The organism is Nodularia spumigena CCY9414, assembly GCF_000340565.2.
Lineage (GTDB): Bacteria > Cyanobacteriota > Cyanobacteriia > Cyanobacteriales > Nostocaceae > Nodularia > Nodularia spumigena.
Window position 1 is genome coordinate 1,813,507 of record NZ_CP007203.1, and the last position, 23,881, is coordinate 1,837,387.

General features: G+C 41.8%; 28 protein-coding genes and 1 pseudogene. 14 read left to right on the forward strand and 15 right to left on the reverse strand.

Translation table 11 applies throughout. From position 1 onward, the window contains the following. Positions 1-163 precede the first annotated feature (163 nt). A complete protein-coding gene (locus tag NSP_RS08045; RefSeq protein ID WP_006194747.1) occupies positions 164-463 on the reverse strand; it encodes a serine hydrolase in 300 nt (99 codons plus the stop codon). A 46-nt stretch (positions 464-509) separates the two neighbouring features. On the opposite strand from NSP_RS08045, the gene NSP_RS08050 reads away from it, so the two are divergent. Continuing rightward, positions 510-983 carry an ABC transporter permease gene (locus tag NSP_RS08050; RefSeq protein WP_017803969.1) on the forward strand — a complete coding sequence of 158 codons (474 nt, stop codon included), beginning with the start codon at positions 510-512 and terminating at the stop codon, positions 981-983. 330 nt (positions 984-1,313) lie between these two features. On the opposite strand, the gene csaB is transcribed toward NSP_RS08050, so the two are convergent. Further along, positions 1,314-2,336 (reverse strand): polysaccharide pyruvyl transferase CsaB, encoded by a 1,023-nt coding sequence (gene csaB / locus NSP_RS08055; protein WP_006194745.1) that lies wholly within the window; start codon positions 2,334-2,336, stop codon positions 1,314-1,316. 35 nt (positions 2,337-2,371) lie between these two features. On the opposite strand from csaB, the gene NSP_RS08060 reads away from it, so the two are divergent. The 5 genes from NSP_RS08060 (at position 2,372) to NSP_RS08080 (ending at position 5,574) form a co-directional block, all read left to right on the forward strand. After that, positions 2,372-2,719 (forward strand): DUF2499 domain-containing protein, encoded by a 348-nt coding sequence (locus NSP_RS08060; protein WP_006194744.1) that lies wholly within the window; start codon positions 2,372-2,374, stop codon positions 2,717-2,719. Continuing rightward, positions 2,716-3,009: a DUF3593 domain-containing protein gene (locus NSP_RS08065; RefSeq protein WP_006194743.1), complete on the forward strand. Its 294-nt coding sequence runs from the start codon at positions 2,716-2,718 to the stop codon at positions 3,007-3,009. Before NSP_RS08060 ends, NSP_RS08065 begins: the two co-directional genes overlap by 4 nt. A 121-nt stretch (positions 3,010-3,130) precedes the next feature. After that, a complete protein-coding gene (gene hisA, locus NSP_RS08070; RefSeq protein ID WP_006194741.1) occupies positions 3,131-3,901 on the forward strand; it encodes a 1-(5-phosphoribosyl)-5-[(5-phosphoribosylamino)methylideneamino]imidazole-4-carboxamide isomerase in 771 nt (256 codons plus the stop codon). Between the two features lie 234 nt (positions 3,902-4,135). Continuing rightward, positions 4,136-4,696 (forward strand): hypothetical protein, encoded by a 561-nt coding sequence (locus NSP_RS08075; RefSeq protein WP_006194740.1) that lies wholly within the window; start codon positions 4,136-4,138, stop codon positions 4,694-4,696. A gap of 107 nt (positions 4,697-4,803) precedes the next feature. Beyond that, positions 4,804-5,574 carry an ABC transporter ATP-binding protein gene (locus NSP_RS08080; protein WP_006194738.1) on the forward strand — a complete coding sequence of 257 codons (771 nt, stop codon included), beginning with the start codon at positions 4,804-4,806 and terminating at the stop codon, positions 5,572-5,574. Positions 5,575-5,654: 80 nt separating this feature from the next. Here NSP_RS08080 and NSP_RS08085 read toward each other — a convergent pair whose 3' ends face one another. Then, positions 5,655-6,425 (reverse strand): response regulator transcription factor, encoded by a 771-nt coding sequence (locus NSP_RS08085; RefSeq protein WP_042201686.1) that lies wholly within the window; start codon positions 6,423-6,425, stop codon positions 5,655-5,657. A gap of 653 nt (positions 6,426-7,078) precedes the next feature. Here NSP_RS08085 and NSP_RS08090 point away from each other — a divergent pair. Then, on the forward strand, positions 7,079-7,327 hold the full coding sequence (locus tag NSP_RS08090; RefSeq protein WP_006194736.1) for a DUF6761 family protein: 249 nt from the start codon (positions 7,079-7,081) through the stop codon (positions 7,325-7,327). A gap of 218 nt (positions 7,328-7,545) precedes the next feature. Here NSP_RS08090 and grxD read toward each other — a convergent pair whose 3' ends face one another. The 3 genes from grxD to NSP_RS08105 form a co-directional block, all read right to left on the reverse strand. Then, positions 7,546-7,869: a Grx4 family monothiol glutaredoxin gene (grxD, locus tag NSP_RS08095; protein ID WP_006194735.1), complete on the reverse strand. Its 324-nt coding sequence runs from the start codon at positions 7,867-7,869 to the stop codon at positions 7,546-7,548. Between the two features lie 50 nt (positions 7,870-7,919). After that, positions 7,920-8,177, reverse strand: coding sequence for a BolA family protein (locus NSP_RS08100; RefSeq protein ID WP_042201703.1), 258 nt, complete (start codon positions 8,175-8,177; stop codon positions 7,920-7,922). A 287-nt stretch (positions 8,178-8,464) separates the two neighbouring features. Beyond that, positions 8,465-9,061 (reverse strand): hypothetical protein, encoded by a 597-nt coding sequence (locus NSP_RS08105; protein ID WP_006194733.1) that lies wholly within the window; start codon positions 9,059-9,061, stop codon positions 8,465-8,467. A 175-nt stretch (positions 9,062-9,236) separates the two neighbouring features. Between NSP_RS08105 and NSP_RS08110 the strand changes: the two genes are divergently transcribed. Further along, positions 9,237-11,339 (forward strand): S8 family serine peptidase, encoded by a 2,103-nt coding sequence (locus NSP_RS08110; RefSeq protein ID WP_006194732.1) that lies wholly within the window; start codon positions 9,237-9,239, stop codon positions 11,337-11,339. Positions 11,340-11,646: 307 nt separating this feature from the next. On the opposite strand, the gene NSP_RS08115 is transcribed toward NSP_RS08110, so the two are convergent. The 3 genes from NSP_RS08115 to grxC all read right to left on the reverse strand — a co-directional run bounded on the left by NSP_RS08115 (position 11,647) and on the right by grxC (position 13,574). Next, positions 11,647-12,399, reverse strand: a complete 753-nt coding sequence (locus NSP_RS08115; protein WP_006194731.1) for a lysophospholipid acyltransferase family protein — start codon at positions 12,397-12,399, stop codon at positions 11,647-11,649. A 96-nt stretch (positions 12,400-12,495) separates the two neighbouring features. Continuing rightward, positions 12,496-12,990, reverse strand: a complete 495-nt coding sequence (tadA, locus tag NSP_RS08120) for a tRNA adenosine(34) deaminase TadA (RefSeq protein ID WP_017803972.1) — start codon at positions 12,988-12,990, stop codon at positions 12,496-12,498. Between the two features lie 269 nt (positions 12,991-13,259). Next, positions 13,260-13,574, reverse strand: a complete 315-nt coding sequence (gene grxC, locus NSP_RS08125; protein ID WP_006194728.1) for a glutaredoxin 3 — start codon at positions 13,572-13,574, stop codon at positions 13,260-13,262. A gap of 299 nt (positions 13,575-13,873) precedes the next feature. Between grxC and glpX the strand changes: the two genes are divergently transcribed. Beyond that, the gene (gene glpX / locus NSP_RS08130) at positions 13,874-14,914 is read left to right on the forward strand and encodes a class II fructose-bisphosphatase (RefSeq protein WP_006194727.1); all 1,041 of its coding nucleotides are present in this window, start codon (positions 13,874-13,876) and stop codon (positions 14,912-14,914) included. A 221-nt stretch (positions 14,915-15,135) separates the two neighbouring features. Continuing rightward, the gene (locus NSP_RS08135) at positions 15,136-16,422 is read left to right on the forward strand and encodes a glutamyl-tRNA reductase (protein ID WP_006194726.1); all 1,287 of its coding nucleotides are present in this window, start codon (positions 15,136-15,138) and stop codon (positions 16,420-16,422) included. A 27-nt stretch (positions 16,423-16,449) separates the two neighbouring features. On the opposite strand, the gene NSP_RS08140 is transcribed toward NSP_RS08135, so the two are convergent. Beyond that, positions 16,450-16,803, reverse strand: a complete 354-nt coding sequence (locus tag NSP_RS08140) for an ArsR/SmtB family transcription factor (RefSeq protein WP_006194725.1) — start codon at positions 16,801-16,803, stop codon at positions 16,450-16,452. Between the two features lie 239 nt (positions 16,804-17,042). Here NSP_RS08140 and NSP_RS08145 point away from each other — a divergent pair, with 239 nt between their 5' ends. Beyond that, positions 17,043-17,579: a rhodanese-like domain-containing protein gene (locus NSP_RS08145; protein ID WP_006194724.1), complete on the forward strand. Its 537-nt coding sequence runs from the start codon at positions 17,043-17,045 to the stop codon at positions 17,577-17,579. Positions 17,580-18,004: 425 nt separating this feature from the next. Here the strand turns inward: NSP_RS08145 and NSP_RS08150 are convergent, their stop codons facing one another. From NSP_RS08150 to NSP_RS08170, 5 genes and pseudogenes are all read right to left on the reverse strand, one after another. After that, the gene (locus NSP_RS08150) at positions 18,005-18,388 is read right to left on the reverse strand and encodes a hypothetical protein (RefSeq protein WP_006194723.1); all 384 of its coding nucleotides are present in this window, start codon (positions 18,386-18,388) and stop codon (positions 18,005-18,007) included. After that, positions 18,385-18,702 carry a hypothetical protein gene (locus NSP_RS08155; protein ID WP_006194722.1) on the reverse strand — a complete coding sequence of 106 codons (318 nt, stop codon included), beginning with the start codon at positions 18,700-18,702 and terminating at the stop codon, positions 18,385-18,387. Before NSP_RS08155 ends, NSP_RS08150 begins: the two co-directional genes overlap by 4 nt. Positions 18,703-18,796: 94 nt before the next feature. After that, positions 18,797-18,988: pseudogene (locus NSP_RS08160) on the reverse strand (hypothetical protein); the annotation flags it as partial. Between the two features lie 162 nt (positions 18,989-19,150). Further along, positions 19,151-19,933: an ABC transporter ATP-binding protein gene (locus NSP_RS08165; RefSeq protein ID WP_006194720.1), complete on the reverse strand. Its 783-nt coding sequence runs from the start codon at positions 19,931-19,933 to the stop codon at positions 19,151-19,153. A gap of 151 nt (positions 19,934-20,084) precedes the next feature. Beyond that, positions 20,085-21,221 (reverse strand): branched-chain amino acid ABC transporter permease, encoded by a 1,137-nt coding sequence (locus NSP_RS08170; protein ID WP_006194719.1) that lies wholly within the window; start codon positions 21,219-21,221, stop codon positions 20,085-20,087. Between the two features lie 320 nt (positions 21,222-21,541). Between NSP_RS08170 and NSP_RS08175 the strand changes: the two genes are divergently transcribed. The 3 genes from NSP_RS08175 to NSP_RS08185 all read left to right on the forward strand — a co-directional run bounded on the left by NSP_RS08175 (position 21,542) and on the right by NSP_RS08185 (position 23,789). Further along, positions 21,542-21,739, forward strand: a complete 198-nt coding sequence (locus tag NSP_RS08175; protein ID WP_006194718.1) for a hypothetical protein — start codon at positions 21,542-21,544, stop codon at positions 21,737-21,739. A gap of 61 nt (positions 21,740-21,800) precedes the next feature. After that, positions 21,801-22,058 carry a hypothetical protein gene (locus NSP_RS08180; protein WP_006194716.1) on the forward strand — a complete coding sequence of 86 codons (258 nt, stop codon included), beginning with the start codon at positions 21,801-21,803 and terminating at the stop codon, positions 22,056-22,058. 144 nt (positions 22,059-22,202) lie between these two features. Further along, complete coding sequence (locus NSP_RS08185) at positions 22,203-23,789, forward strand: glucose-6-phosphate isomerase (protein ID WP_017803973.1); 1,587 nt, start codon at positions 22,203-22,205, stop codon at positions 23,787-23,789. Positions 23,790-23,881 lie beyond the last annotated feature (92 nt).

The window sequence follows — 23,881 nt, forward strand, 5'->3', positions numbered from 1 at the left end:
TGGTTCGTTATTCCGTAATTTCCGTAACTTGTGCGTAAGTCCTAACTCATTAGATTGGGGTTATCTGGTAAACTGGCTAAATCCTATCCTGGCATTTGTAATTCTTCCATGAGCCGATTTACTTTATCTTCATGCGGTTATGAGATTCCACTGATGCCCTAATTCACATTTTTGACATACGTTCCAATACTAAATTAGATATCTTGGGAAATATTTTCCAATCATAAGCATAAGCACGATCTTCTCCAAACACAACCAGGATGTAAGCAGCAGATCCATCTCTGGTTGCTATGTATGCAGCTTCTTGACGAGAACCAGAGGTCCATCCAGCTTTACCACCGAAGTAAACATCTGTGGGTAATGACTCGCTGAAAAAACCCCGTACCGGGTTAAACACATTAGGATTTTGCTCTTTTCTTTTCTCAATTCTGGTAGCAGCATCTATTGATAACCAGTCTGCCATTCTCTCACTATCGGCTTTGGCTTTTTTGCAAGCTGTATTAATAGTTATGGTTATTTTAATTTGTTTTAAATCACCACAACCAGAATTGATTCCTTGGCAATTGGGTTTGTTAATTACTAATTTTCTCACACTTTTAACAAGTATGAGTCTAGGTTTATTAGTTTCAACATTTGTTAAGAATATTAGTCAAGCTAATAGTGCTTTACCCCTGCTTTTACTCCCACAAATTATTTTTTCTGGTGTTTTATTTAAAATAGAAAATGCGGTAAGTGTCGTTTCTTGGTTAATGCTAAGTCGTTGGTCAGTTGGTGCTTATGGGACTTTAGTTAATCTGAATGGGCTAGTTCCTGAACCAATGCAACTAGCTAACGGTAGTATAGTTCCGCAACCATTTGAAGTCACATCTGTTTATGAGCCAACATGGTCAAATCTGGGTTTAAATTGGGGTATGTTGTGCTTGCATACAGTCGTTTATTTAACAGTTGCATTTAGTTTACAAAAGCGGAAAGATATTTTTTGAATAGTTGAATAGAGCGGTTATCAGTTAAGTGAGATACAAAGACCCCACCCCCAACCCGCAAGCGAGGAACCACTGTGTACACACAAGTAAAGTCCGCAAAGGTTTCAAGCTTTCTAAACCCTTTAAACTGTCATTACGAGTGCAGCGATAGCGGAACGAAGTAATCGCATTGTCCCCTGGTCGTTGTGATTGCTTCGTCGTTCCTCCTCGCAATGACAGGCTAGAACGACAGACGACGAAACCAAGCTTTAGGTGGGATTTCCCGACTTGTGTGTACACGGTAGGCAAGCGAGGAGGGGGCTATGATAGATTTCATTCGAGTGCATACCGTTATAAAATATCTTTGTGCATTAAAGCGCGATCTACTAACGATTGAATTTGGTCAGATGATAGCGGATCACCATTGGCATAATGTTCTATCCAAGTTCTACTAATTATATTAGGGTCATCTGGTAAACTGGCTAAATCCCATCCTGGCATTTGTAAATCTTCCATGAGCCGATTTACTTTAGGGTCATAACTGAGGGCGAAACAGCGACAACCTTCAGCAGCAGCCATAATTAAGCTGTGCAAACGCATCCCAATTGCCATTTCTACACCTTTATAGACACCTTTTAATAATTGCGGGTCTTCTAAAAGCAGAATTTTGCTGACATCTTTTAATTGGGGTTGAATTGCTTGGGCGATCGCTAAATCTTCACTCTTTTGAAATGGTAACAGCAAAATAAAGGCTTGGGTAGCTTTCTGAAAGTCTACTAAGGCGCGAGTCAAGTTTGCTAAACGTTGGGGAGTCAATTGGGGATGATTCCTCAGAGTCACAGCAACTCTCGGCGCTGGTAAATCCCAAAGTCCTGGTACTGGCTTGCTTTCTAACGCCCAAACTGGGTCAGGCGCAAGCAAACAAGGAATTTGCCAATCATTTAATAAAGCAGCGCTAGAGCGATCGCGCACACTAACTCTGCTACAATATCCGAAGGAGTGTTGTGCCAACTTGCGAGTTTGGGGACGAACTAAGGGACCGATACCTTGCGCCCAAGCTACAGTTTTCAAACCCATTTTCTGAGCCAATATCATCAGCCCCCCATAATAAAATGGACTAATGGTACTGGTGACATCTTGAATTAAACTTCCTCCGCCCCAAATGAAAGCATCGCAAGAACGCAGAGCTTGGAGTACAGGTAAAATCTTCATGCGGTTGTGAGATTCCACCCCATAGCGATCGCGCGTTTGTTCTGGATTGCCCGAAAGCACCACAGGAGTCACATCAGGTGGTAACATTTGCAAAAGCGTCGCCAATAAAGCCTCGTCACCACCATTACCTTTACCGTAATACCCAGACAATAACGCCCGCATCTTTGCCATTTTAAATTTATAACTTTGTATTACTTATGCACGCCCTTTCCATTCCCACCTGGATTATTCACGTTTCTAGCGTTATTGAGTGGATTGTCGCCATTTGGATAATCTGGACTTACGGCGAACTCACTGGTAATCGCACATGGTGGGGATTATCTCTAGCCATGTTACCAGCTTTAGTCAGTGCCATGTGTGCCTGTACCTGGCATTATTTCGACAATGCTGCATCTCTAGAATGGCTGGTAACACTCCAAGCTGCGATGACATTAATTGGTAATTTTACACTTTGGGCGGCTGCGGTATTGATTTGGCGTTCGACTAAACCAGAGGATACCACAACCAATACCGTTACAGCCCAACCTATGGAATCAAAATCATGATATCTAAAGAAACCCTATTTGCCCTTTCCTTATTTCCCTACTTGGGTTTCTTGTGGTTTATTAGCCGTAGTCCGCAAATGCCACGTTTAGCCCTATATGGATTTTACGGCACGCTGGTATTTGTTGCCATTACCATCCCGGCGGCAATTTACGCTCAATTACATTATGGTGCTGCGTTAGCTGACATAGATTGGCTACACGGGGGTGCAGAAGTGTTTTTAACCCTTGCTAACATTGTCCTAGTAGTGGGTTTCGCCCAAGCCATTAGAGAATTAAAAATGAAAAATTAAGTTTCTATGTTTCTGGGTAAGAGTTTTAAACGCCGATGTACGCCGATAAACGCGGATAAATTGAGATTTTTAATTTTTTTGGTTGATTTTTTTGGGGTTTTGTAGTATTAGGAATAAATAAATGGATGTGATTCCAGCTATTGATTTATTAGAAGGTCGCTGTGTCAGACTATATCAGGGAGATTACGAGCGAGCGCAAGTTTTTAGTGAAAACCCAGTAGAAATTGCCAAACAGTGGGTTGATCAAGGTGCTACTAGATTACATTTAGTTGATCTAGATGGTGCAAAAGCAGGTAAAGTAGTAAACTTAAAAGCAATTGAAGCGATCGCTCAAGCGATATCCATACCCATTGAAATTGGTGGCGGGTTGCGCGATCGCACCAGCGTAGAACAAGTATTTAATATAGGAGTACAGTGGGCAATTCTGGGGACTATAGCCGTAGAACAACCCCAATTAGTCCAAGAACTCTGTCAAGAATTTCCCGAAAAGATTATCATAGGGATAGACGCGCGTAACGGATTAGTCGCAACTCGTGGTTGGTTAGAAACCTCCGAAGTTTTAGCCACCCAACTAGCCGTACAAATGCAAGAATTAGGTGCAGCAGCCATCATCTACACAGATATTCACCGTGATGGTACACTCATCGGTCCCAACTTAGAAGCCTTAAGAGAACTTGCGAGTGCAATATCCATCCCCATAATAGCTTCTGGGGGAGTCAGTTCTGTCACCGATTTATTGAGTTTATTAGGCTTAGAAATGCAAGGAGTAAAAGGTGTAATAGTCGGAAAAGCCTTATACACTGGCGATATTTCTCTCAAAGAAGCACTCCGCGCCATCGGTCCCGGACGCATTCAAGATATTCCCCCAAACCTCGACTCCAGCTTTGCTTAAGGCGCTTCTAGGCGTTGCTGAATTAAGATATAGATTTGTTGGGCTACGCCCCGCTACGCTAACACGCAAAGGCGCATTCGGCGAAGCCGTTCCCGAAGGGTAGGCGCAAAGGTATCAAGAAGAAAGGTTATTTTGGCATTTCATACTAAAAACGCCATAAAACCCCTCTGTTCCTCATTTCTCTGCGTCCTCTGCGTCTGTGTGGTTCGTTTCTCTTCATTGGATAATACAGCCGTGACAGCAACACCAACCAACATTCCCACATCGGTTTTTCGTCTGTCTCCGTTAATTCGGATCACACTACTGAGTCTATATATAGCACTCACAGTCCCATTACCATTTTTAGCCCAAGCAACAGACGCACCAGTACCGCCGAAATTCTTGTGGATAGGAATTAGTATAGGCTTTATCGGCTTATATGCAGTCTTAACTGAGCGAGTAATTGTAGATGACCAAGGAATTCAAGTAACTTACCCCACCTGGGTTCCCGGCTTTTTTCGCAAAGGTTGGACATTACCTTGGTTAGATGTTAAAGAATTAAAACCGCGTTCCACTGGTCAAGGCGGACTCGTGTATTATTTTCTCAGTCAGGATGGTAAAGCGTATTTATTACCAATGCGTGTAGCCGGCTTTTCCCGGTTAGTGAAAATAGTCGAAACCAAAACAGGCATAAATACAACAGATGTACGTCCATTAGCACAACCGTGGATGTACTTAATTTTGTTAGGATTTACCCTGCTGCTGTTATTAATAGATGCTTGGACTATCACCACAGCATTAGTCATTAGTCATTAGTCATTAGTCATTGGTCATTGGGAAGTTACCGTCTTCTCCCCCCTGCGCCCTGCCCCCTGCTCCCCTGCCTCTTCCCCCATTCCCCACTCCCTACTCCCAGATAAGAATTGGAGAATCACACTAAAACAGCCCAACTCAGGCTAGAACAAGTTAACTTATCCGCCAAGCTGAAAACCCAGCTTCAGGGATACCCCATATTACAGGATATCTCCTTTGAGGTATTTCCAGGCGATCGCATTGTCATTGTAGGTCCTTCAGGTGCTGGTAAAACCTCCTTACTCCGCCTGATTAACCGCCTCAGTGAACCCACCAGAGGCAAAATTTACCTAGAAAATCAGGACTATAGCCAAATTCCGACTCTACAGCTACGCCGGGAAATGACACTGGTATTACAAGAATCCAAACTGTTAGGGATGACAGTCCAGCAAGCTTTAGCTTATCCTTTAGTTTTACGTGGTGTGTCTCAACAGACAATTCAACAAAGAATTGACCACTGGATAGAAAAACTGCACATTCCTGGTGAATGGTTGGGAAGAACCGAATTACAACTTTCTGCGGGACAACGACAATTAGTAGCGATCGCTCGTGCTTTAATTATCCAACCAAAAGTTTTATTATTAGATGAACCAACATCAGCCTTAGATGCTGGTACAGCTGCCAATGTCATGCAAATCTTAACCCAGCTAACACAAACTCATCAAACCACAATTTTGATGATAAATAACCAGCTTGACTTAGCCCAGGTATTCTGCACCCGGTTATTATATTTACAGCAGGGTCAGTTATTCACAAATCAAACAGCCTCCCAAGTTAATTGGATTAACTTACGAGAACGCTTAATACAAGCCCAAACCCAAGCCGCCGAAGAATGGATTTAGTCTAATTGAAAATTAAGATTCAAACAGAATCATCAACTAAGTGAATTTGGCATTTTGAATGTTAATTAACTCTGCTCATTTTAAGACCGTTGAGTACTAACTGTAGAGCGCTGATGACTGATTCTTTCTTTTGTCAACTTGGCTGGTGACTGCGGAACAGTAGGTTTCAAACTTTCCATGTTAAATCTATATCCCACATTCCGGATAGTTTGAATCAAACTCGGTTGACGGGGGTCAAGTTCAACCTTTTTCCGTAACGATAAAACATGAGTATCAATAGTCCGGGGATTATCAATCGCGTCAGGCCAAGCACGACGCAGTAATTCTGATCTACTTAGAGCTGCTCCTCCAGCTTGTGCCAAAACATAGAGTAAACTAAACTCTTGAGGCGTTAAATCAATGAACTCGCCTTGGAATCGAACTCGGCGCTGTACTAAATCAATTTGCAAACTGCCATAATCCAAATAAGCTGGTGCAGTAGGCGTGCGCTGGCGGCGAATTAGTGCTTCTACCCTAGCGAGAAACTCTTGCATTCCGAACGGTTTGCTTAAATAGTCATCAGCCCCCGCCTTTAAACCTGCGACAATATCAGCTTCATTACTACGAGCCGATAACATCAAAATTAAAGGTTGTTGCTGACGATGCAACCAACGGCAAAACTCAATCCCATCACCATCAGGCAAATCAGCATCAAGAATTACCAGTGTTGGTTGCTGACTTAAAAACACTTCCCTAGCTTGATAAATGCTGGCGGCTTGATGCACACGGTATTCCAACTGTTGCAAGTGCCATCCCAGCAACGACCTTAGATGGGGATTTCCCTCAACGATTTCAATACAAACCGAACCCACAGCGGCAAGACCCCTTAGCGTCGATGAATTTCAAAGTAACAAGCCCATGCCGAAGGTTTTGTAGCCTTTGTTACTTCCATTGCTATTAGCTTGACATTTTTTCAGATGAAAAGCATCAGCAGTCCTAACTGATGCCTTGCCCAAAGCTAAGTTAGTAGTATTCTTTAATTTATTCTTAAATTTTTGTTAGACTTATCAAAAGTTCCCTTTGCTAAAACATCATCCCTCAGATGGGTGCGTCTGACCAAGGAACATTACAGGGTGAGCTTTACTCAGCTATATTTTAGCTTTATTCTGCTGTCGGATGAAATTTGATAGACGCTGCGCGCAAAAAAATTTAAAATTGAACCCCAAATGAAACAAGAGCTACCTGTAGACCTATCTCCTTGGAGTTCCTTAACTGTAAGGATATCAGACCTTTTTCTTCAAAGATAAATTGGCCAAGTTTAGACAAAGAATCATAAAAATAGCTTACCAAACTATGCTATTCCAAGTTTTATAGAATAGGATAGGATTACGTTGTACCTGCAAGAGGATCTAGCCTACGGTAGATATTTTGCCCCTGAGTTGAAGCGAAGAAGGTGAAAGTAACACTTCACATTTGAGCGTGAATCATTTACAATTCTCATTCTAAAGAGATTAATATAGCAGTTATGCTCCAAGACACACAAACCATCCGCTATTACCAACGAATTACTGACGCCTTCGTCGAGTTATGGAATCGCGGTTATCGGACGGACGATATGCGGATGTATTTGGATGGGTATTTAGCCGCACTCAGACAAAGTAACGCTATTGAGCCTATACTGATTCATCGCTTAGAAGAAGAAGCTGGTCGCTACCTGTACGATTCATCAAATTTTGTGATGACTCAACCAGAGGCGCAACTAGATTACTATTAATGTCTTTTACTTTGGTCAATTATTTACAATAACCATTTGACTAACGCTGATGATTATAGCATATTCTTTGGCTAGGTCAAGGGTTTAGTGGCGTGAAATTTTGGAGATATTTTATCAAATAAAAGTATCCCCTCTCTCCGGTTTTGGTTTTGCCAACTCGGAGGAGGGGATTTTTCAATTTCATCAGAGGCGATGAATCAGACGCGATGAATCAGAGATTAGGAAGCCAGAGCCACTTCTACAAGTTGCTGCAATTCACCTTTTTGGTAAAGTTCAATCAGGATATCGGAACCGCCAACGAATTGACCGTCAATATACACTTGGGGAATTGTCGGCCAGTTGGAATATTCTTTAATCCCCTGACGAATTTCCGCGTCGGAGAGAACGTCAACTGTTTCAAAAGGAACTGCCAAGGTGTTGAGAATCTGCACAACGTTGTTAGAGAAACCGCACTGAGGCATCAATTTGTTTCCCTTCATGAAAACCATAATTTTGTTTTGTTGTACCAAATTATCAATTTTTTCTTTGGTTTCTGGAGTCATGGACTTTTTGTTTCCTAGTTTTATCAGTTGAACTTTAGACTTATTGATTTTTAAGAAGCTGCTGTTGCTTGCCAAGCTTCGGGTGTATATGTTTTTACAGCCAAGGCATGAATCGCTTCGGTTGACATAGCTTGCCGCAAAGCACCATAAACTAACTGGTGTTGTTGTACCAGTCCCTTATCGGCAAACTGCGATGAAACTACTGTCACTTGATAGTGGTCGCCGCCACCAGTCAAGTCTTGCACCTGAATTTGGGCATCTGGCATTTCCGCCTTAATCATTGCCTCAACTTGCTGCGGATTAATCATAAAAACCTTGCGCGTAATATAGAAACCCACGGCTTTAAGCGGTGGGAGGAAACACAACTCGGCACTTTTAAATGCCGTTCCCCTTTCGGGTTTGGGCAAGTAGAGAATTGACATACTCCTCCGCATAAATACGGGGGATTCTGCGTTCAAACAGCAATTGCAGGCGTAGCCCACCTGATATCGCCTCGCCCAATGAACAACGCCCTGCCCATAAGGTGGTAAAACTAACCTTGGGTAGCTAATTCCATCTTAGCATTTGGGCTTTCCAGGCAGATGTGCAGAATTGATCATTTTGGGGATGAACTACCACCTTGTCTGGGAAATGGTGTATCCACAAAACCCAATTCAAATAACTGCTGATAGGCTTTTTTGCCTAAATCCCGTGTGGGGTTTTGACTCTTAATAATCTGAATTAACAACGGGACGGCTAATTCTGGCTGATTTTGCGCCCGATGTACTAGTGCTAACTGATAGGTGGCTTCGTCGCGCTTTTGGGCGGTTTCTAAGGCTTTTTGACGCTGGGAATCGGAAACTTGTGTATCAATTCCCGTAAAGCTAGCGTTTAATTCTTGATAGAAATTAGATAATTGATTATAAACTTGTCGTGCATCTTGGAGCTTCTTAACCGCTAAAGCATAGTTTTGAGCAGAAACGGCTTGATCTGCCTCTTCCATGAGCCGTTGACCTCCTGCCATACTCAAAATGCTATTATTTTGGGCTGTAGGACGCAGAGTATTGGGATCGTTGGGGTCAATGATTTGGACTTGACTATAAATGCTGGGTAGATTTTTTACTTGAGCATTGACAGGTGATAGCAGGCTGAGAACTGCTATGAATGATAACGCAGTGAAGCTAATGAAAGGAGGAACGGCGGCAGAGTTCATGGGGTCAAGTAGTGCGACAACTATATAGAAAAGGAGTGGAAACTTCGGGTATCTTAACTCTGTTTTTGTCTTTGAGAAAACAAAGTTACATACTTAGGTTTCTGTGATTTAGACTGAACATCGGTTTAATAGAGTTCCCATTGCTCCTGCATACTAACTAACTACAATCGCCTCTATGAACAATCAAGCTAATTCCTCTGATTTTCCCAAGACAGGTGTACCAGCAAGCAGTTTGGGAATGATTTTACAACGCGGTGGTGAAGAATTAATTTTAGAACAGGTTTTAGACCGTTTCACCGTCCGTCCGAGTACCGAATTTACTTCCCAACAATTATCTGAGGTTATTTGGGGCATTTGGCAAAGTCGTATTCCCCAAGCAGATTTAGAAGTTTTTACAGTTGTACCTGAGCAGTTAGAGTCGGCGATGTCCCAAGCACGGGGTGCTGAAAATGTGGCTTTTGCTGGTCATGTTTACACAATTAAAGATCATCCTGGAACTTTCGTTTACTTGAATGACCAAGTGACTATTCAATTTGCTTCTTGGGTAGATTTTGCCAGAATGGAGGCGATCGCTTCTAGATTTGGCTTGGTTAAACAAAAAACCGTCCCAGGTCTTCCGCATACTTTTGTGTTTCTCGTGAGCAAACAAGCCACAGAAAATCCCCTGAAAATCACGAATCAGTTGCAAGGGTTCTCAGAGGTATTAGCTGCTGAACCAAATATTTTGGTTAAAAGTGAATTGCATTACAAACCCCGTGATACAATGTATCCTCAGCAATGGTATCTTGACCACAATGGTGGTAACCAGTTGGTAGCCGGTTCTCATATTTCTGTGGAACAGGCTTGGGATATGACTCGCGGTGTGCGTTCTGTAATTGTGGCGGTAGTGGATGATTCTTTTGATTTGAACCATCCAGATTTGCAAGGTAGTGGCAAAATTGTCGCCCCTAGAGATTTAAGAAATAATGGCTTTTTACCTATACCTGGTGAGAAAGAAACCAGTCATGGCACTGCTTGTGCAGGGTTAGCTATTGCTGAAGAAAATGGTACGGGAATTGTGGGTGTTGCTCCTGGTTGTGCATTGATGCCGATTCGTAGTACTGGTTTTTTGGATGACCAATCCATTGAGGATATGTTTAACCATGCTCTGGAGCAGGGCGCTAGTGTAATTTCTTGTAGCTGGGGAGCTTCTGCTGTCTATTTTCCTTTGTCTTTGCGCCAAAAGGCTGCTATTAGTCGGGCTGTGACTACAGGACGCAATGGTAAAGGTTGCGTGGTTTTGTTTGCTGCGGGAAATGCTAACCGCCCGATTAAGGGTACTGTCTATGAACGGAATTGGCCAGAAAATCTGTTACAAGGAAATACGGATTGGTTAAGTGGATTTCCACTACATCCAGATGTGATTGCTGTTGCTGCTTGTACTAGCTTGAACAAGAAAGCTGCTTACAGTAACTGGGGTACTAATGTTGCTCTGTGTGCGCCTAGTAATAATGCTCCTCCAGGATTGACATTTGAGGGTAGGGGTTTTCTGAATACACAACCGGCGATCGCTACTTCTCTTCAGGGACGAAGAATTTTGACTACTGACCAAGTAGGAGATGCAGGTTTCGATCCTACTGATTTTACCAATAGTTTCGGTGGTACTTCTAGCGCTACTCCTATCGTCGCAGGTGTGGCGGCATTAGTTTTGTCAGCAAATCCTGACTTAACGGCTCAACAGGTAAAGTTGATTTTGGAAGAAACTGCTGATAAAATTGTGGATTATGACCCAGACCCCCAGTTGGGGATGCGAGAAGGTACTTATGACAGTAACGGACATTCTCAATGGTTTGGTTATGGCAAAGTAAATGCAGCGAAGGCAGTGCAAGCCGCCCAGAAACTACGCACTTCTGTGTTAGCTGCGAGTCAATACGTCAAGGGAGAGAATTCCCGTGAGTTGAGGATTCCAGATAATGCTCAACAGGGAATCAAAAGTGCGATCGCCATTGTTGAATCCCGCACCATTAAAGATATTCAAATAACAGTTAATATCACCCATGATTTTTTAGGCGATGTAGAAATTTATTTAATAGCTCCGAATAATCAACGGGTGTTGTTGCAAAACCGCACATTAGGCCGCCGCACTAATTTACAAACAACATATACCATGCGATCGCGCCCGTCGCTCAAACAGTTACTTTCTCTTTCAGCTAAAGGAAGTTGGCAGTTATGGTTAATCGACTACGCCCCAGAAGATGTGGGAAAACTCAATAATTGGTCATTAGTCATTGGTTATTAGTCATTGGTTATTAGTCATTGGTTATTGGTCATTGGTCATTGGTCATTGGTCATTGGTCATTGGTCATTGGTCATTGGTCATTGGTTATTAGTCATTGGGAAGTTACCGTCTTCTCCCCCCTGCTCCGGTGCTCCGGTGCTCCCCTGCCTCTTCTCATTGGTCATTGGTCATTGGTCATTGGTCATTGGTCATTGGTTATTAGTCATTGGGAAGTTACCGTCTTCTCCCCCCTGCTCCGGTGCTCCGGTGCTCCCCTGCCTCTTCTCATTGGTCATTGGTCATTGGTCATTGGTCTGTTTACTGACTATTAACTGTTAACATTTTCCGGGATTACTGATTCTTGAGGGCTTAATTGTTGTAGAACTAATGATAAATCTGATGTCAGGTTTTGGGCATTTTGTTTGACTTTACCTCCAGTGTAATCTGCTACATTTAATGTGGTTCCAATAGAGATTTTTACACTAGTACCCCACTGAGGATAAGGTTGGCTGTAGTTGATACTAACGGGGAGAATTTTGACATCCAATCCTGGGTGACTAGATTCAGCAGTCAAAGACAAACGAGCAATTCCTGGTTTTAACGGGTGAAGTTTGCCATCGCGATAAATATTACCTTCTGGATAAATAACTAATATTTCACCTTGTTGAAGTAATTCCACAGCATGACGGAGAGTAGTAATGGCTGGACGTTGAGGATTTACAGGAAACCCTCCCATACTTCTAACTAACCAGCCTTGCAGTCCTTGACACTCATTGATAGTTACCATAAATCGCAGGTCTCGCCCTGTCACACAGCGACCGGTGGCATAGGGGAGAAGCAATGAATCCCAACGTGACCGATGGGTAGGAGCCAGAATCACAGGGCCAGTTAAGGGAATATTTTCTTGTCCAGTGATTTCAATTTGTCGAAAAAAGAACGGTAAAAGAAGATGCTGCCCTAATAGATACAATAAAGGACTTAACCAAGGAGACACCCGTGAAGTAGTATGAGCTACCTTAGTATTTGCTTTGTTACTAGCTGGTGTTTCTTGGCTCGTCTGGTGGGAAGTATAAATTTCCATGTTGGTAGCTGCTGGTTGCCCTAAAATACAAGGAACCCTTGATTAGTTACACCGTAGTTTTTCTTTTGTGCATTGTGTTAAAGCGACTGGACAGTTTTATCTCTGTCCGTTATTTCTCTGACGACGATTGGCAAACCAGGTTTGTAATTGTTGACGACAAGTTGACTCTAAAACGCCTCCCATGACTCGCAGACGATGGTTAGAAGCAGCACCATCAGGGATATTAGTAACAGTACGAATTGCGCCAGTTTTAGTATCGTCCACTCCATAGACAAGCTGTTGTAAACGTGCTTGGACAATAGCACCGGCACACATCGGACAAGGTTCTAGGGTGACGTACAGGGTGCATTGATTTAAGCGCCAATTGTGTAAACTGTTAGCAGCAGCTCGCAGAGCGATGATTTCTGCGTGAGCTGTGGGATCTTGGTCACGTTCTTTTCGGTTTTCGCCTTCAGCAATCATATTTCCACCCGCATCAATAATCACAGCACCAACGGGGACTTCACCTGCATCGCCTGCGATTTGTGCTAAGTCTAGGGCGCGACTCATCCATTGCCGATGTATAAGATATTCTGGATATTCAATTAACATTTTCCCATCGCTATTCAGAAACGGGCTATTGGATATGGAGTGAATTTAAATATGCTTTTCCCCAAATTTCGTAGGGACAATTCATGTAGCCATAGGCTTGTTGAAGAGTATTGTCCCTAGATTCTTTTTCGGAGATATTTACAGCATATTTCATTTGGGTGAAGTACACTAGGGCGGGCAATCCTTGCCCTCCCCCACAAGAGTTTTAATACAAAAATTTGTACTTCATTTACCTGCAACCTGCAACCTGCTGTATTTATTAACTGAAGTTAAATAGCGGGTTGGGCTAGAAGTGAGTCGAGTTGAGCTTTTGTATCTAGCTGATAAAGGTCATCACAACCACCAATGTGCTGATGATTGATGAAAATCTGTGGTACTGAACGGCGACCATTGGCACGTTCGGCCATTTTGGCTCTGGCTGCTTCGTCGCCATCGATTTTGTACTCTGTGAATCTTACACCTTTCCACCACAGCAACATCTTGGCACGGATGCAATAAGGACAGGTTTGCCAGGTGTAGATTTCCACATTGGCTTTGACTTGTTCTGGATGGCGACCAAAAAGGGGGTTGAGGAAATTCTGCATATTTTTTCTTATGGAGTTTTGTTAATTATCTCTAGGGTAAATGATCGCCGATGCCTATACCCGCCAATTGCGGCAATCACAGTAATGGAGTAATAGTAAACTAGATTTAATATGACTGTATTTATGGGCAAAAACATGAGTTTAATTGTCATTATGGGGCGGTGATTGGCATTAAGCAGCAAATCTTAACACATCTGTTAGTAGATAGTATTTCCCAGGTGTATACGCCCTTTGGTAGACTTGAAGACTGAAATAGCCAGATAAAAAGACATAAGTCAAGCAGTTTAGAGGGTGACTCTGTGGAAAATACACTTGGATTAGAGATTATTGAAGTAGTAGAGCAAGCTGCGATCGCTTCCTCAAAGTGGATGGGTAAAGGCGAAAAGAACATTGCTGACCAAGTAGCAGTGGAAGCCATGCGGGAGCGGATGAACAAAATCTATATGCGCGGACGCATTGTGATTGGTGAAGGCGAACGCGACGAAGCGCCGATGCTCTACATTGGGGAAGAAGTGGGTATTTGTACCCAACCAGATGCCAAAAACTTCTGTAACCCTGATGAATTAATTGAAATTGACATTGCTGTTGACCCTTGCGAAGGCACAAACTTGGTTGCCTACGGTCAAAATGGTTCAATGGCAGTTTTGGCAATTTCCGAAAAAGGTGGTTTATTTGCTGCGCCTGACTTCTACATGAAGAAACTGGCAGCACCAGCCCCAGCCAAAGGTTTGGTAGACATTAACAAGTCTGCTACCGAAAACCTGAAAATCCTCTCTGAGTGCTTAAACCGTTCTGTAGAAGAATTGGTAGTTGTGGTGATGGATCGTCCCCGCCACGAAGGACTCATTAAGGAAATTCGCACTGCCGGCGCGAGAGTCCGACTAATCAGTGATGGTGACGTTTCTGCTGCCATCTCCTGCGCCTTTGGTGGTACTAATATCCATGCTTTGATGGGTATCGGTGCAGCACCTGAAGGAGTCATCTCGGCTGCGGCTATGCGCTGCTTGGGAGGACATTTCCAAGGGCAGTTGATCTATGACCCAGAAGTTGTGCAAACAGGCTTGATTGGCGAAAGCAGAGAAGGCAATCTGGCACGGTTGAAGGAAATGGGCATCAATGACCCCGATAAGGTTTATGATGCTGACGAATTAGCCTCTGGCGAAACTGTTCTATTTGCTGCTTGCGGTATTACCCCCGGCACTCTGATGGAAGGTGTCCGCTTCTTCAAGGGTGGTGCAAGGACTCAAAGTTTGGTTATTTCCAACCAGTCCAAAACAGCCCGTTTTGTTGATACTATCCATTTGTTTGACGATCCCCAGAATCTGCAATTGCATCAGTAATTAGGGAGTAGGGAGTAGGGAATTTTAGATTTTAGATTTTGGATTTTGGATTGAACTTCAATCTAAAATCGCAAGTCCAAAATCCAAAATAGATGGATTGGGAATTGGGGACATCGGGACTGGGGAAGAATTTTCCTCATCCCTGATACCCCATCCCTGATACCTATGGAAAATAATCAATAATCAATAATCAATAATCCATTACCAATAAACGATAAATAATGAATATTGCAGTGGTGGGGTTAAGCCATAAAACAGCCCCAGTTGAAATCCGGGAAAAGCTGAGTATTCCAGAACCACAAACTGAAAGTGCGATCGCTCATCTGAATAGCTATCCCCATATTGACGAAGTAGCAATACTTAGCACCTGCAACCGCCTGGAAATTTACATTGTTACTAGCGAAACAGAGCAAGGCATCAGGGAAGTTACTCAGTTTCTTTCAGAACACAGCAAATTGCCTGTACAGTCTCTGCGTCAACACTTGTTTATGTTGCTCCATGATGATGCTGTGATGCACATGATGCGCGTAGCTGCTGGGTTAGATAGCTTAGTTCTCGGAGAAGGTCAAATTCTGGCTCAGGTGAAAAATACTCACAAACTGGGACAGCAATATAATGGTATAAAAACAGTTTTAAATCGATTATTTAAACAAGCGCTGACAGCTGGTAAGCGTGTGCGGACTGAAACTAACATTGGTACTGGTGCGGTTTCTATTAGTTCGGCGGCTGTGGAGTTGGCACAAATGAAGGCGGCTAATTTAGCGGCTTGTCGAGTCGCAATTATCGGTGCTGGCAAAATGTCACGTTTGTTGGTACAACACCTGATTTCTAAAGGTGCTGCCCAAATCAGTATTGTCAATCGCTCTCAAGAACGCGCCCAGCAATTGGCAAAACTTTATCCTGAGCAGCCTATACATACTCACACTTTATCAGAAATGATGGCAGTAATTGCCGAAAGCGATTTAGTATTTACTAGCACTTCTGCAACTGAGCCAATACTTGAACGCAGCACGTTAGAAACAGTTTTAGAGTCTAGTCGCTCTTTGATGTTATTTGATATTTCTGTGCCGCGTAATGTCCACAGTAATGTCAATGAATTGGCAAATGTCCAAGCTTTTAATGTGGACGATTTGAAGGCTGTGGTGGCGCAAAACCACGAAAGTCGCCGTAAAATGGCGCAGGAAGCCGAGAAACTTCTAGATGAAGAAGTGGAAGCTTTTGATATTTGGTGGCGATCGCTCGAAACTGTCTCTACAATTAGTTGTCTGAGAAATAAAGTAGAAACCATCCGCGAACAAGAATTAGAAAAAGCTTTATCTCGATTGGGTTCGGAATTCGCCGAAAAACATCAAGAAGTCATTGAGGCTTTAACACGAGGCATTGTAAATAAAATTTTACATGATCCAATGGTACAGTTACGAGCGCAGCAAGATGTTGAGGCGAGACGACACTGTATGCAAACCCTGCAAACTTTGTTTAATTTAGATGCAGGCGAGCAATTTAGCTAAATTATGGGACATGGGGAATCAAATTAACTATCCCTTTGTCCCCCAATTTCTACTTTCCAATTGTGACAACTGTTGGGTTTGTTCTTGCAGTCGGACGGACAGGCGATCGCATACTAAATCACACAACTGAAATAAAATCGGATCAGCGATTTCATAAATTACACTGACTCCCTCTGGTGTTCTTTTAACAATCCCCGCCTGGGCTAAAACTTTGAGATGCTTGGATACGTTGGCTTGTCCTAGTCCAGTCTCAGTAATAATTTCAGTAACATTTTTAGCACCTGTTTTTAAACAACATAATACTTGTAGCCGGCTGACTTCTGACAAAACTTTGAAATAATTTGCAACTTGGCTGAGTGCGGCTGGAAATATCTCTGACATCGAACGGTAAATATTGTTTGGCTTTTATGTTGATTATTCTACTATATAGGAATATACTAAATAAGTTAAGTTATATAGTAAGTAGGCGGGAGTAAATTCAACTATGTTAAGCAATGTAACATTATTGCAATTCATTTAGCAGTCAGGCTTGAGCATCTATTTGAGGACTAAAGTCCTGACTACAAACCTTTAATTAAAAATCCAAAATCCAAAATCTAAAATCTAAAATCTAAAATTGTATGACTTCAGAAACTAAGTTAGAATTGGTTGAAGCTTCGACTGTCAAAGGCTGGACTGAAACAGAAAAAGTGCATCTGATAGATGTGCGCGAACCTTCCGAATATGCAGCAGAACATATTCCAGGTGCTAAACTTTTACCCCTTTCTCAATTCCAACCAGAACAAGTACCTTTCCAGCGTAATACGAAAGTGGTGCTTTATTGCCAATCGGGAAATCGCTCTAATCAAGCCGCGCAAAAATTGATTAATGCGGGATTTTCAGATTTTGCTCAACTACAAGGGGGAATTATATCCTGGAAACAGTTAAATTATCCCACTAAAATTAATAAAGATGCTCCCATTAGTTTAATGAGACAAGTGCAAATTGTGGCTGGTTCATTAGTATTTACCGGAACTATTTTAGGTGCTTTTGTTTCGCCTTGGTTTTTAATTTTAAGTGGTTTTGTTGGCGCAGGTTTAGTATTTGCTGGAGTGAGTAACACTTGTGCTATGGGAATGTTATTGGCGAAATTACCCTACAATCAGCGTGTTAAATGATTGACCTCTTTAATAGCTTCTTAGTTTTTAATAATTCTCATACAAGAGAAAAGAGGGAGTTATTTAATCAACCTTGTAAAATAAATCGCAAAATCTTTGAGTTTAGGACTTACGCATTGACAATAAAGCCCAAATATGTATCACACTAAAAAGTACATATTTCGTAAGGGTTTAGCAATGCTAAACCCTTACCACACGGGTATATTTACTATCAACATAATCATTGTTCAAAGCCGGAAATTGGCTATTTTGGTGACTGCATACCATGATTAATTTGTACAGTGCGTAAGTCCTAGAGTTGTCAATTCACTTAATTGGTGATTGAGGTTCAAATTGATTGCACATACATCAAGGTTAACATTTAAAAATGTAAATTGTCATATCTTTCCATAAAAAATATTCGTTCATGATTGGAAGTAAAACTTCTAACCACCATATAATTGTATTAACTCTAATTTAACTGTATTTTCCGCATAATTAGCAAATAAAATAAATAACTTCAACCATCGAGAACCCAGTAAAATTTCCTGTATTTCATCTCCAGCAAATACAGGAACTTCAAAATCTTGACCATCTATGATTACCCTACCGTTATAAACATCAAATTCAGTTTCACCCTGAGCAGTTCTTAATTTATCTTGACCTAAAAAAGTCCAATCAAGACTTTGGACATCTTGTTTATTCATAGCTAAATATTCAGTAAATCCTGTATCTAACATTGTTTCTACAGGAAAACTGAAATTATCTCCACCAATTAAATCAATTTCAAAATAAATTTGCCCATTTTCTCCAAATATTCCTTCAATCATATTCTGCCACTAACTCCCGTTTCATTAATGCCATAAATATGATGAATTAAATGAGGATACTTTTCCCTAGCCATTTTACTAGCTACTTCCTTATCCTCATCAATAAAATAATCACCACTATCAGGTTCAATAGCAATGTACCAACCATAGTATTTATCGAGTATTTCTGGTTTTAAACGCTCAAAAATCACCCAACAACGATCCGAAAATGCCTTTCTTCTCGCTCTATCTTGAGCTTTTTGTTCTTCTGTCCATTGAATTTCGGGAAATACTCGGCCACGTCTGACAATTCTCTCTGATGGACTTTGAGCCATATTTTTTACCTCAATATAATTATTGTCTCTACACTATTATAAAACATCCTCATTATTTTAGAGCGTGGAGTGCAGCACCAGAGGAGGTCAAATTTCAACCCAATACACCTTGACATAAAATACCTAAAATCTTATTCAACTCCTTAATATAATAATTATTCAAATCAATAAATATCTCTGTTCCTTCTAACTTTAAAAACTTCCAAATATCTCCTGTTGTCACCGCACCAGAAATTGTTTTTATTTCGTTACCTTCCAGTTCATTAAACAACTGTGCTGCTAACATTTTGTGAAAGTATTTTGTTTATCCTGAAATTATCTCCACCAATTAAATCCATAATTTAATACCTCTTTAATTCTAGCAGTATACTTTTCAGGAATCAGAAATTTGGTTGAAGTAAAGTTGTTTCTCTAATTTTACCGAAATTATTTGGGCAATGAATCTGATTTATTGTCCTAAATAAGCTTTTAAAACTTGGGTATTGGTTTGAATTTCGGCGGGAGTTCCTTCAGCTAAATTTTGACCTTCAGCCATGACCCAAACGCGATCGCACAAAGACATGATCACATCCATGTTATGTTCAATAATTAGGAAGGTCATACCATCTTGGCGGTTCCATCTGAGAATGCGATCGCATATATCATCAATTAGTTTGGGATTCACCCCAGCTGCTGGTTCATCTAATAAAATTAACTTGGGATTTGTCATTAAAGCCCGCCCCATTTCCAGTAACTTGCGTTGTCCACCAGACAACCCACCAGCATAATCCTGTGCTTTTTGTGCCAATCCCACAGACTCTAACAATAACATTGCTTGTTCTTTGAGTTGCTTTTCTTCCTTAGCGACAATGTGGGGTTGTAACTGTACTTGCCAAAAATTCTCACCTGTTTGTTTTTGCGCCGCTAGCAGCATATTATCTAACACCGACAACCGCGAGAGAGTCCGCGCCACCTGAAAAGTCCGGACTAAACCCTGCTGGGCGATTTGATACGGTTGTAGGTGTTGAATGGGTTCACCGTCAAAAATCACGCGTCCCTTATCTGGGCGAATAAAGCTAGAGAGGAGATTAAATAAAGTAGTTTTACCAGCACCATTGGGACCAATTAAGCCAGTAATGCTACCTTTATTCACCTCAATTGTGGCATCTTGGACTGCTTTAATACCGCCAAAGCTTTTACAAAGTCCAGTAGCGGCTAACAAAGGAAGTGGGGGTGACTGCGTATTTACCATAAAAATCCATTACAACTGTTTTTACGTTTACCAATGACAAATGACAAATGACCAATGAGAAGAGGCAGGGGAGCAGGGAGCACCGGAGCAGGGGGGAGAAGACGGTAACTTCCCAATGACTAATGACAAATGACCAATGACAAATGACCAATCACTTACCAAGAGTGAGTTCCTCCTTTTTACCTAAAATACCTTGAGGTCGCCAAACCATGAGGATCATTAAAATTAGACCAATAACCATGATGCGAAATGCACCTAATTGGTCAGAAGATAAATTGGTAAAAATTTTCGGTAAAAATTCTCTGGTGGCTGCATCGTAAGTAAAGAAAATCACAGCCCCTAAGATTGTGCCAATGTTATTTCCAGAACCGCCTAAAATTACCATAATCCAAGCGTCAAAAGTCAGTTGTGGTTGGAAATTATCCGGGTAAATGGCGCTGAGTTGCCAAGCAAAGAAAGCCCCAGCAATCCCGGCGATCGCACCCCCTAACATCAGTGATTGTACTTTATACCAAAAAACATTTTTACCCAAAGCCTTCGGTACTTCCTCATCCTCACGGATAGCTTTTAGCACACGACCCCAAGGCGATCGCACCAAAATTTCTAACCGCCAAAAGATAAAAGCTAAAACCAACAGCGACAATAACATCAAACCTGCTTTGGGTTTATAGTCATACAAACCAATAACGCCAGAAATATAAATGGCGACTGTCAATAAAGCGAAAATAATTCCTACTCCCAAACGGGAAACTAACTCTTGTTTGCGACTGAGTTTTTTACCCAAATCAGTCACCAGAGATTTTTGGGCGGTGCGAATCCATCGCCACAAACCAAACAAAGTTAGAATAGCCAGAAGCGTCAGCAATCCCATCATCCCCACTCTGACGAACAAATTGGGCGTTGTAGATAAAGGAATCGGATAACTTTGGACACCAAAAGTCCCAGATATCCAGGAATCCTTCACAGGTAACTCTTGATTATTCACCACCAAGCGAATTAATTCACCCACCCCAATGGTAACAATTGAGAGATAATCTTCCCGTAAGCGCAGAGTAGCAAAACCAATAATTAAACCCAGAAAAGCTGCTACAATTGCCCCCATAACTGCCGAAACAAATAAGGGAACTCCCTGAAAGCTTAACAGAACAGTGGTATAAGCACCCAGAGTCATAAAAGCAATATGACCAAAATTAATTAACCCGGTATAACCCCACTGCAAATTCAGCCCTAAAGCGAACAGAGCAAAGATTGTTGTAGAAGTTGCCAAAAAGATGAGATATTCAACCATATTAAATTAGTTTAAGTGCAAATATGCGTTATCCAGAAAGCTTGTAAAGACATAGTAAAACCCAGAACCCCACCCCGCCAAAATTATATATAGCAGTTTTCACACAGATAAAGTACAGACTGATCCATATTCATCTGTGTGCATCTGTTTGCATCTGTGGTTGATTATTGTTTGAAATACTATACTCACGAGCAAACTGCTGTATATACTGAGTCCATTCCCAAAAAACTAGGCATAGCCCCAGGATAATCTTATCCTGTCGTTAAGCATTGTCAATTTTCGGGAATAATAGTTTTGTGTTTTGGGTAATATTATAGTTTATGAACTTGCTGAGAATTAGAATCCATCATTTAATCGAGCAATTAAGTGATGAACAATTGCAAAGTGTCTGGGATAATCTCCATGCGTTGCATTGTGACTCTTATATGTCGCAAGCGATCCAAAAAGCCAAGCAATTGCAGCAACCGTGGGATATTCTCACCCATGAAGAAGCGAAACGAATGTTAGTGTATTTGTAAAATTTAGAAACGCTTTCGAGCTAATGTCAGAACACCTAAAGTTTTGTTAAGGTAACGTCTAGTGAGTTTGGAAGTGCGCTACGCCTGGTCTTTTTTGGTAGACCTGAAGAATTTAGAACCTGTTATCTATCAACGGGTATACGATTTTGTATTTTTCGAGTTTACTGAAAATATGCCTCTGCATAGTCTCCCAGATCTGCGGTGTCTTGATACTGAGGGCATTTTTCACCGTTTCACCATCGATAATTATCTAGTTGGGATTGAAATTAGGGGTGAAATTGTGAAATTTCTGCGTGTCATACCTATGCCAGATGTTTAAATTAAGTAGTGACTGTTAGATTATGGGTGAATCTGTGACTGATGCTCAATACCCAACACTTAAAACTGTATAAGGCTAGGCAGGGATGGCTCTAACCATACATTAAACTGGTTTTTGAAGCAATACTTTATTTGAGATTTCCCTATGGATGCAAAGGCACTTTGGCAACGATACCAAAATTGGTTATATTTCCACGAGGGATTAGGACTTTACCTGGACATAAGTCGGATGGGTTTTGATCACGCTTTCGTGGACTCGTTGCGGCCGAAGTTTGACAAAGCGTTTGCGGATATGGCGGAATTAGAGAAGGGTGCGATCGCCAATCCTGACGAAGGCCGCATGGTGGGACATTACTGGCTGCGAAATCCTGATTTAGCACCCACACCAGAACTTACACAAGAGATAGTCCAAACTCTCGAACAAATCGAAGCCTTTGCCGAAAAAGTCCACACAGGTGCGATTCATCCACCCAAAGCCAGCCGCTTTACCGATATAATATCCATTGGTATTGGTGGTTCTGCACTAGGGCCGGAATTTGTGGCTGAAGCCCTTGCGCCTGATTTCCCTTCTCTGAAAATTCACTTTATCGACAATAGTGACCCCGCCGGAATTGACCGCACTCTCAATCAACTGCAAGACAATCTAGCCAGCACCTTGGTTTTAGTGATTTCCAAATCTGGAGGCACACCAGAACCCCGTAATGGCATGATTGAAGTTAAAGCTGCCTATGCTAGTAAAAAATTAGACTTTGCTAAACAAGCTGTAGCCATTACTAGCGTTGATAGCAATTTGGATAAAGTCGCCCAAAAAGAAGGCTGGCTAGCGAGATTTCCCATGTATGACTGGGTGGGAGGACGCACCTCAGAATTATCTGCTGTGGGGCTAGTACCAGCCGCATTACAAGGTATTGATATTCGCGCCATGATTGAAGGTGCGAAAGAAATGGATGATGCTACCCGCGTCCCCAATTTGGAAAATAACCCGGCGGCTTTGTTAGCTTTGGGTTGGTATTTTTCCGGTAATGGTAAGGGTGAGAAAGATATGGTTGTCCTACCTTACAAGGACAGCTTGCTGTTGTTTAGTCGGTATTTACAACAGCTGGTAATGGAATCTATAGGTAAAGAAAAAGACCTAGATGGCAATACTGTTTATCAAGGTATCGCTGTTTACGGTAACAAAGGTTCTACAGACCAACACGCTTACGTACAGCAATTACGTGAGGGTATCCCAAATTTCTTTGCTACTTTCATTGAAGTGTTAGAAGACCGTGAGGGTAAATCTTTAGAAATTGAACCTGGAGTAACTTCGGGCGATTTTCTCTCTGGTTTCCTTTTAGGAACTCGACAAGCGCTTTACGAAAATCAGCGCGATTCCATTACTGTGACTATTCCCCAAGTCAATCCTAAAACTGTGGGTGCATTAATTGCTTTGTATGAACGCGCTGTTGGTTTATACGCCAGTTTGGTGAATGTCAACGCCTACCATCAACCAGGGGTAGAAGCTGGTAAAAAAGCTGCTGCGGTAATTCTGGAATTGCAATCAAAGGTAATGGCTGTATTGCAAAAGGAAAAAACCGCCCTTTCTCTGGAAGAAGTCGCCCAAAAAGCGGGTGCTGCTGAGGAAGTTGAGGCAATTTACAAGATTTTGCGGCATTTACACGCTAATGGGCGCGGTGTAGTGTTACAAGGTGAACTGGGTAAACCCGGTAGTTTGAAGGTTTCTGTGGGTTAATAATTTTAGCTGAAAAACCAGTTTGCGTTAGTCAATTGTTGGCAAGAATATAGCAATACTATCTGATTGGCAAACACGAGAGACTCAGATCC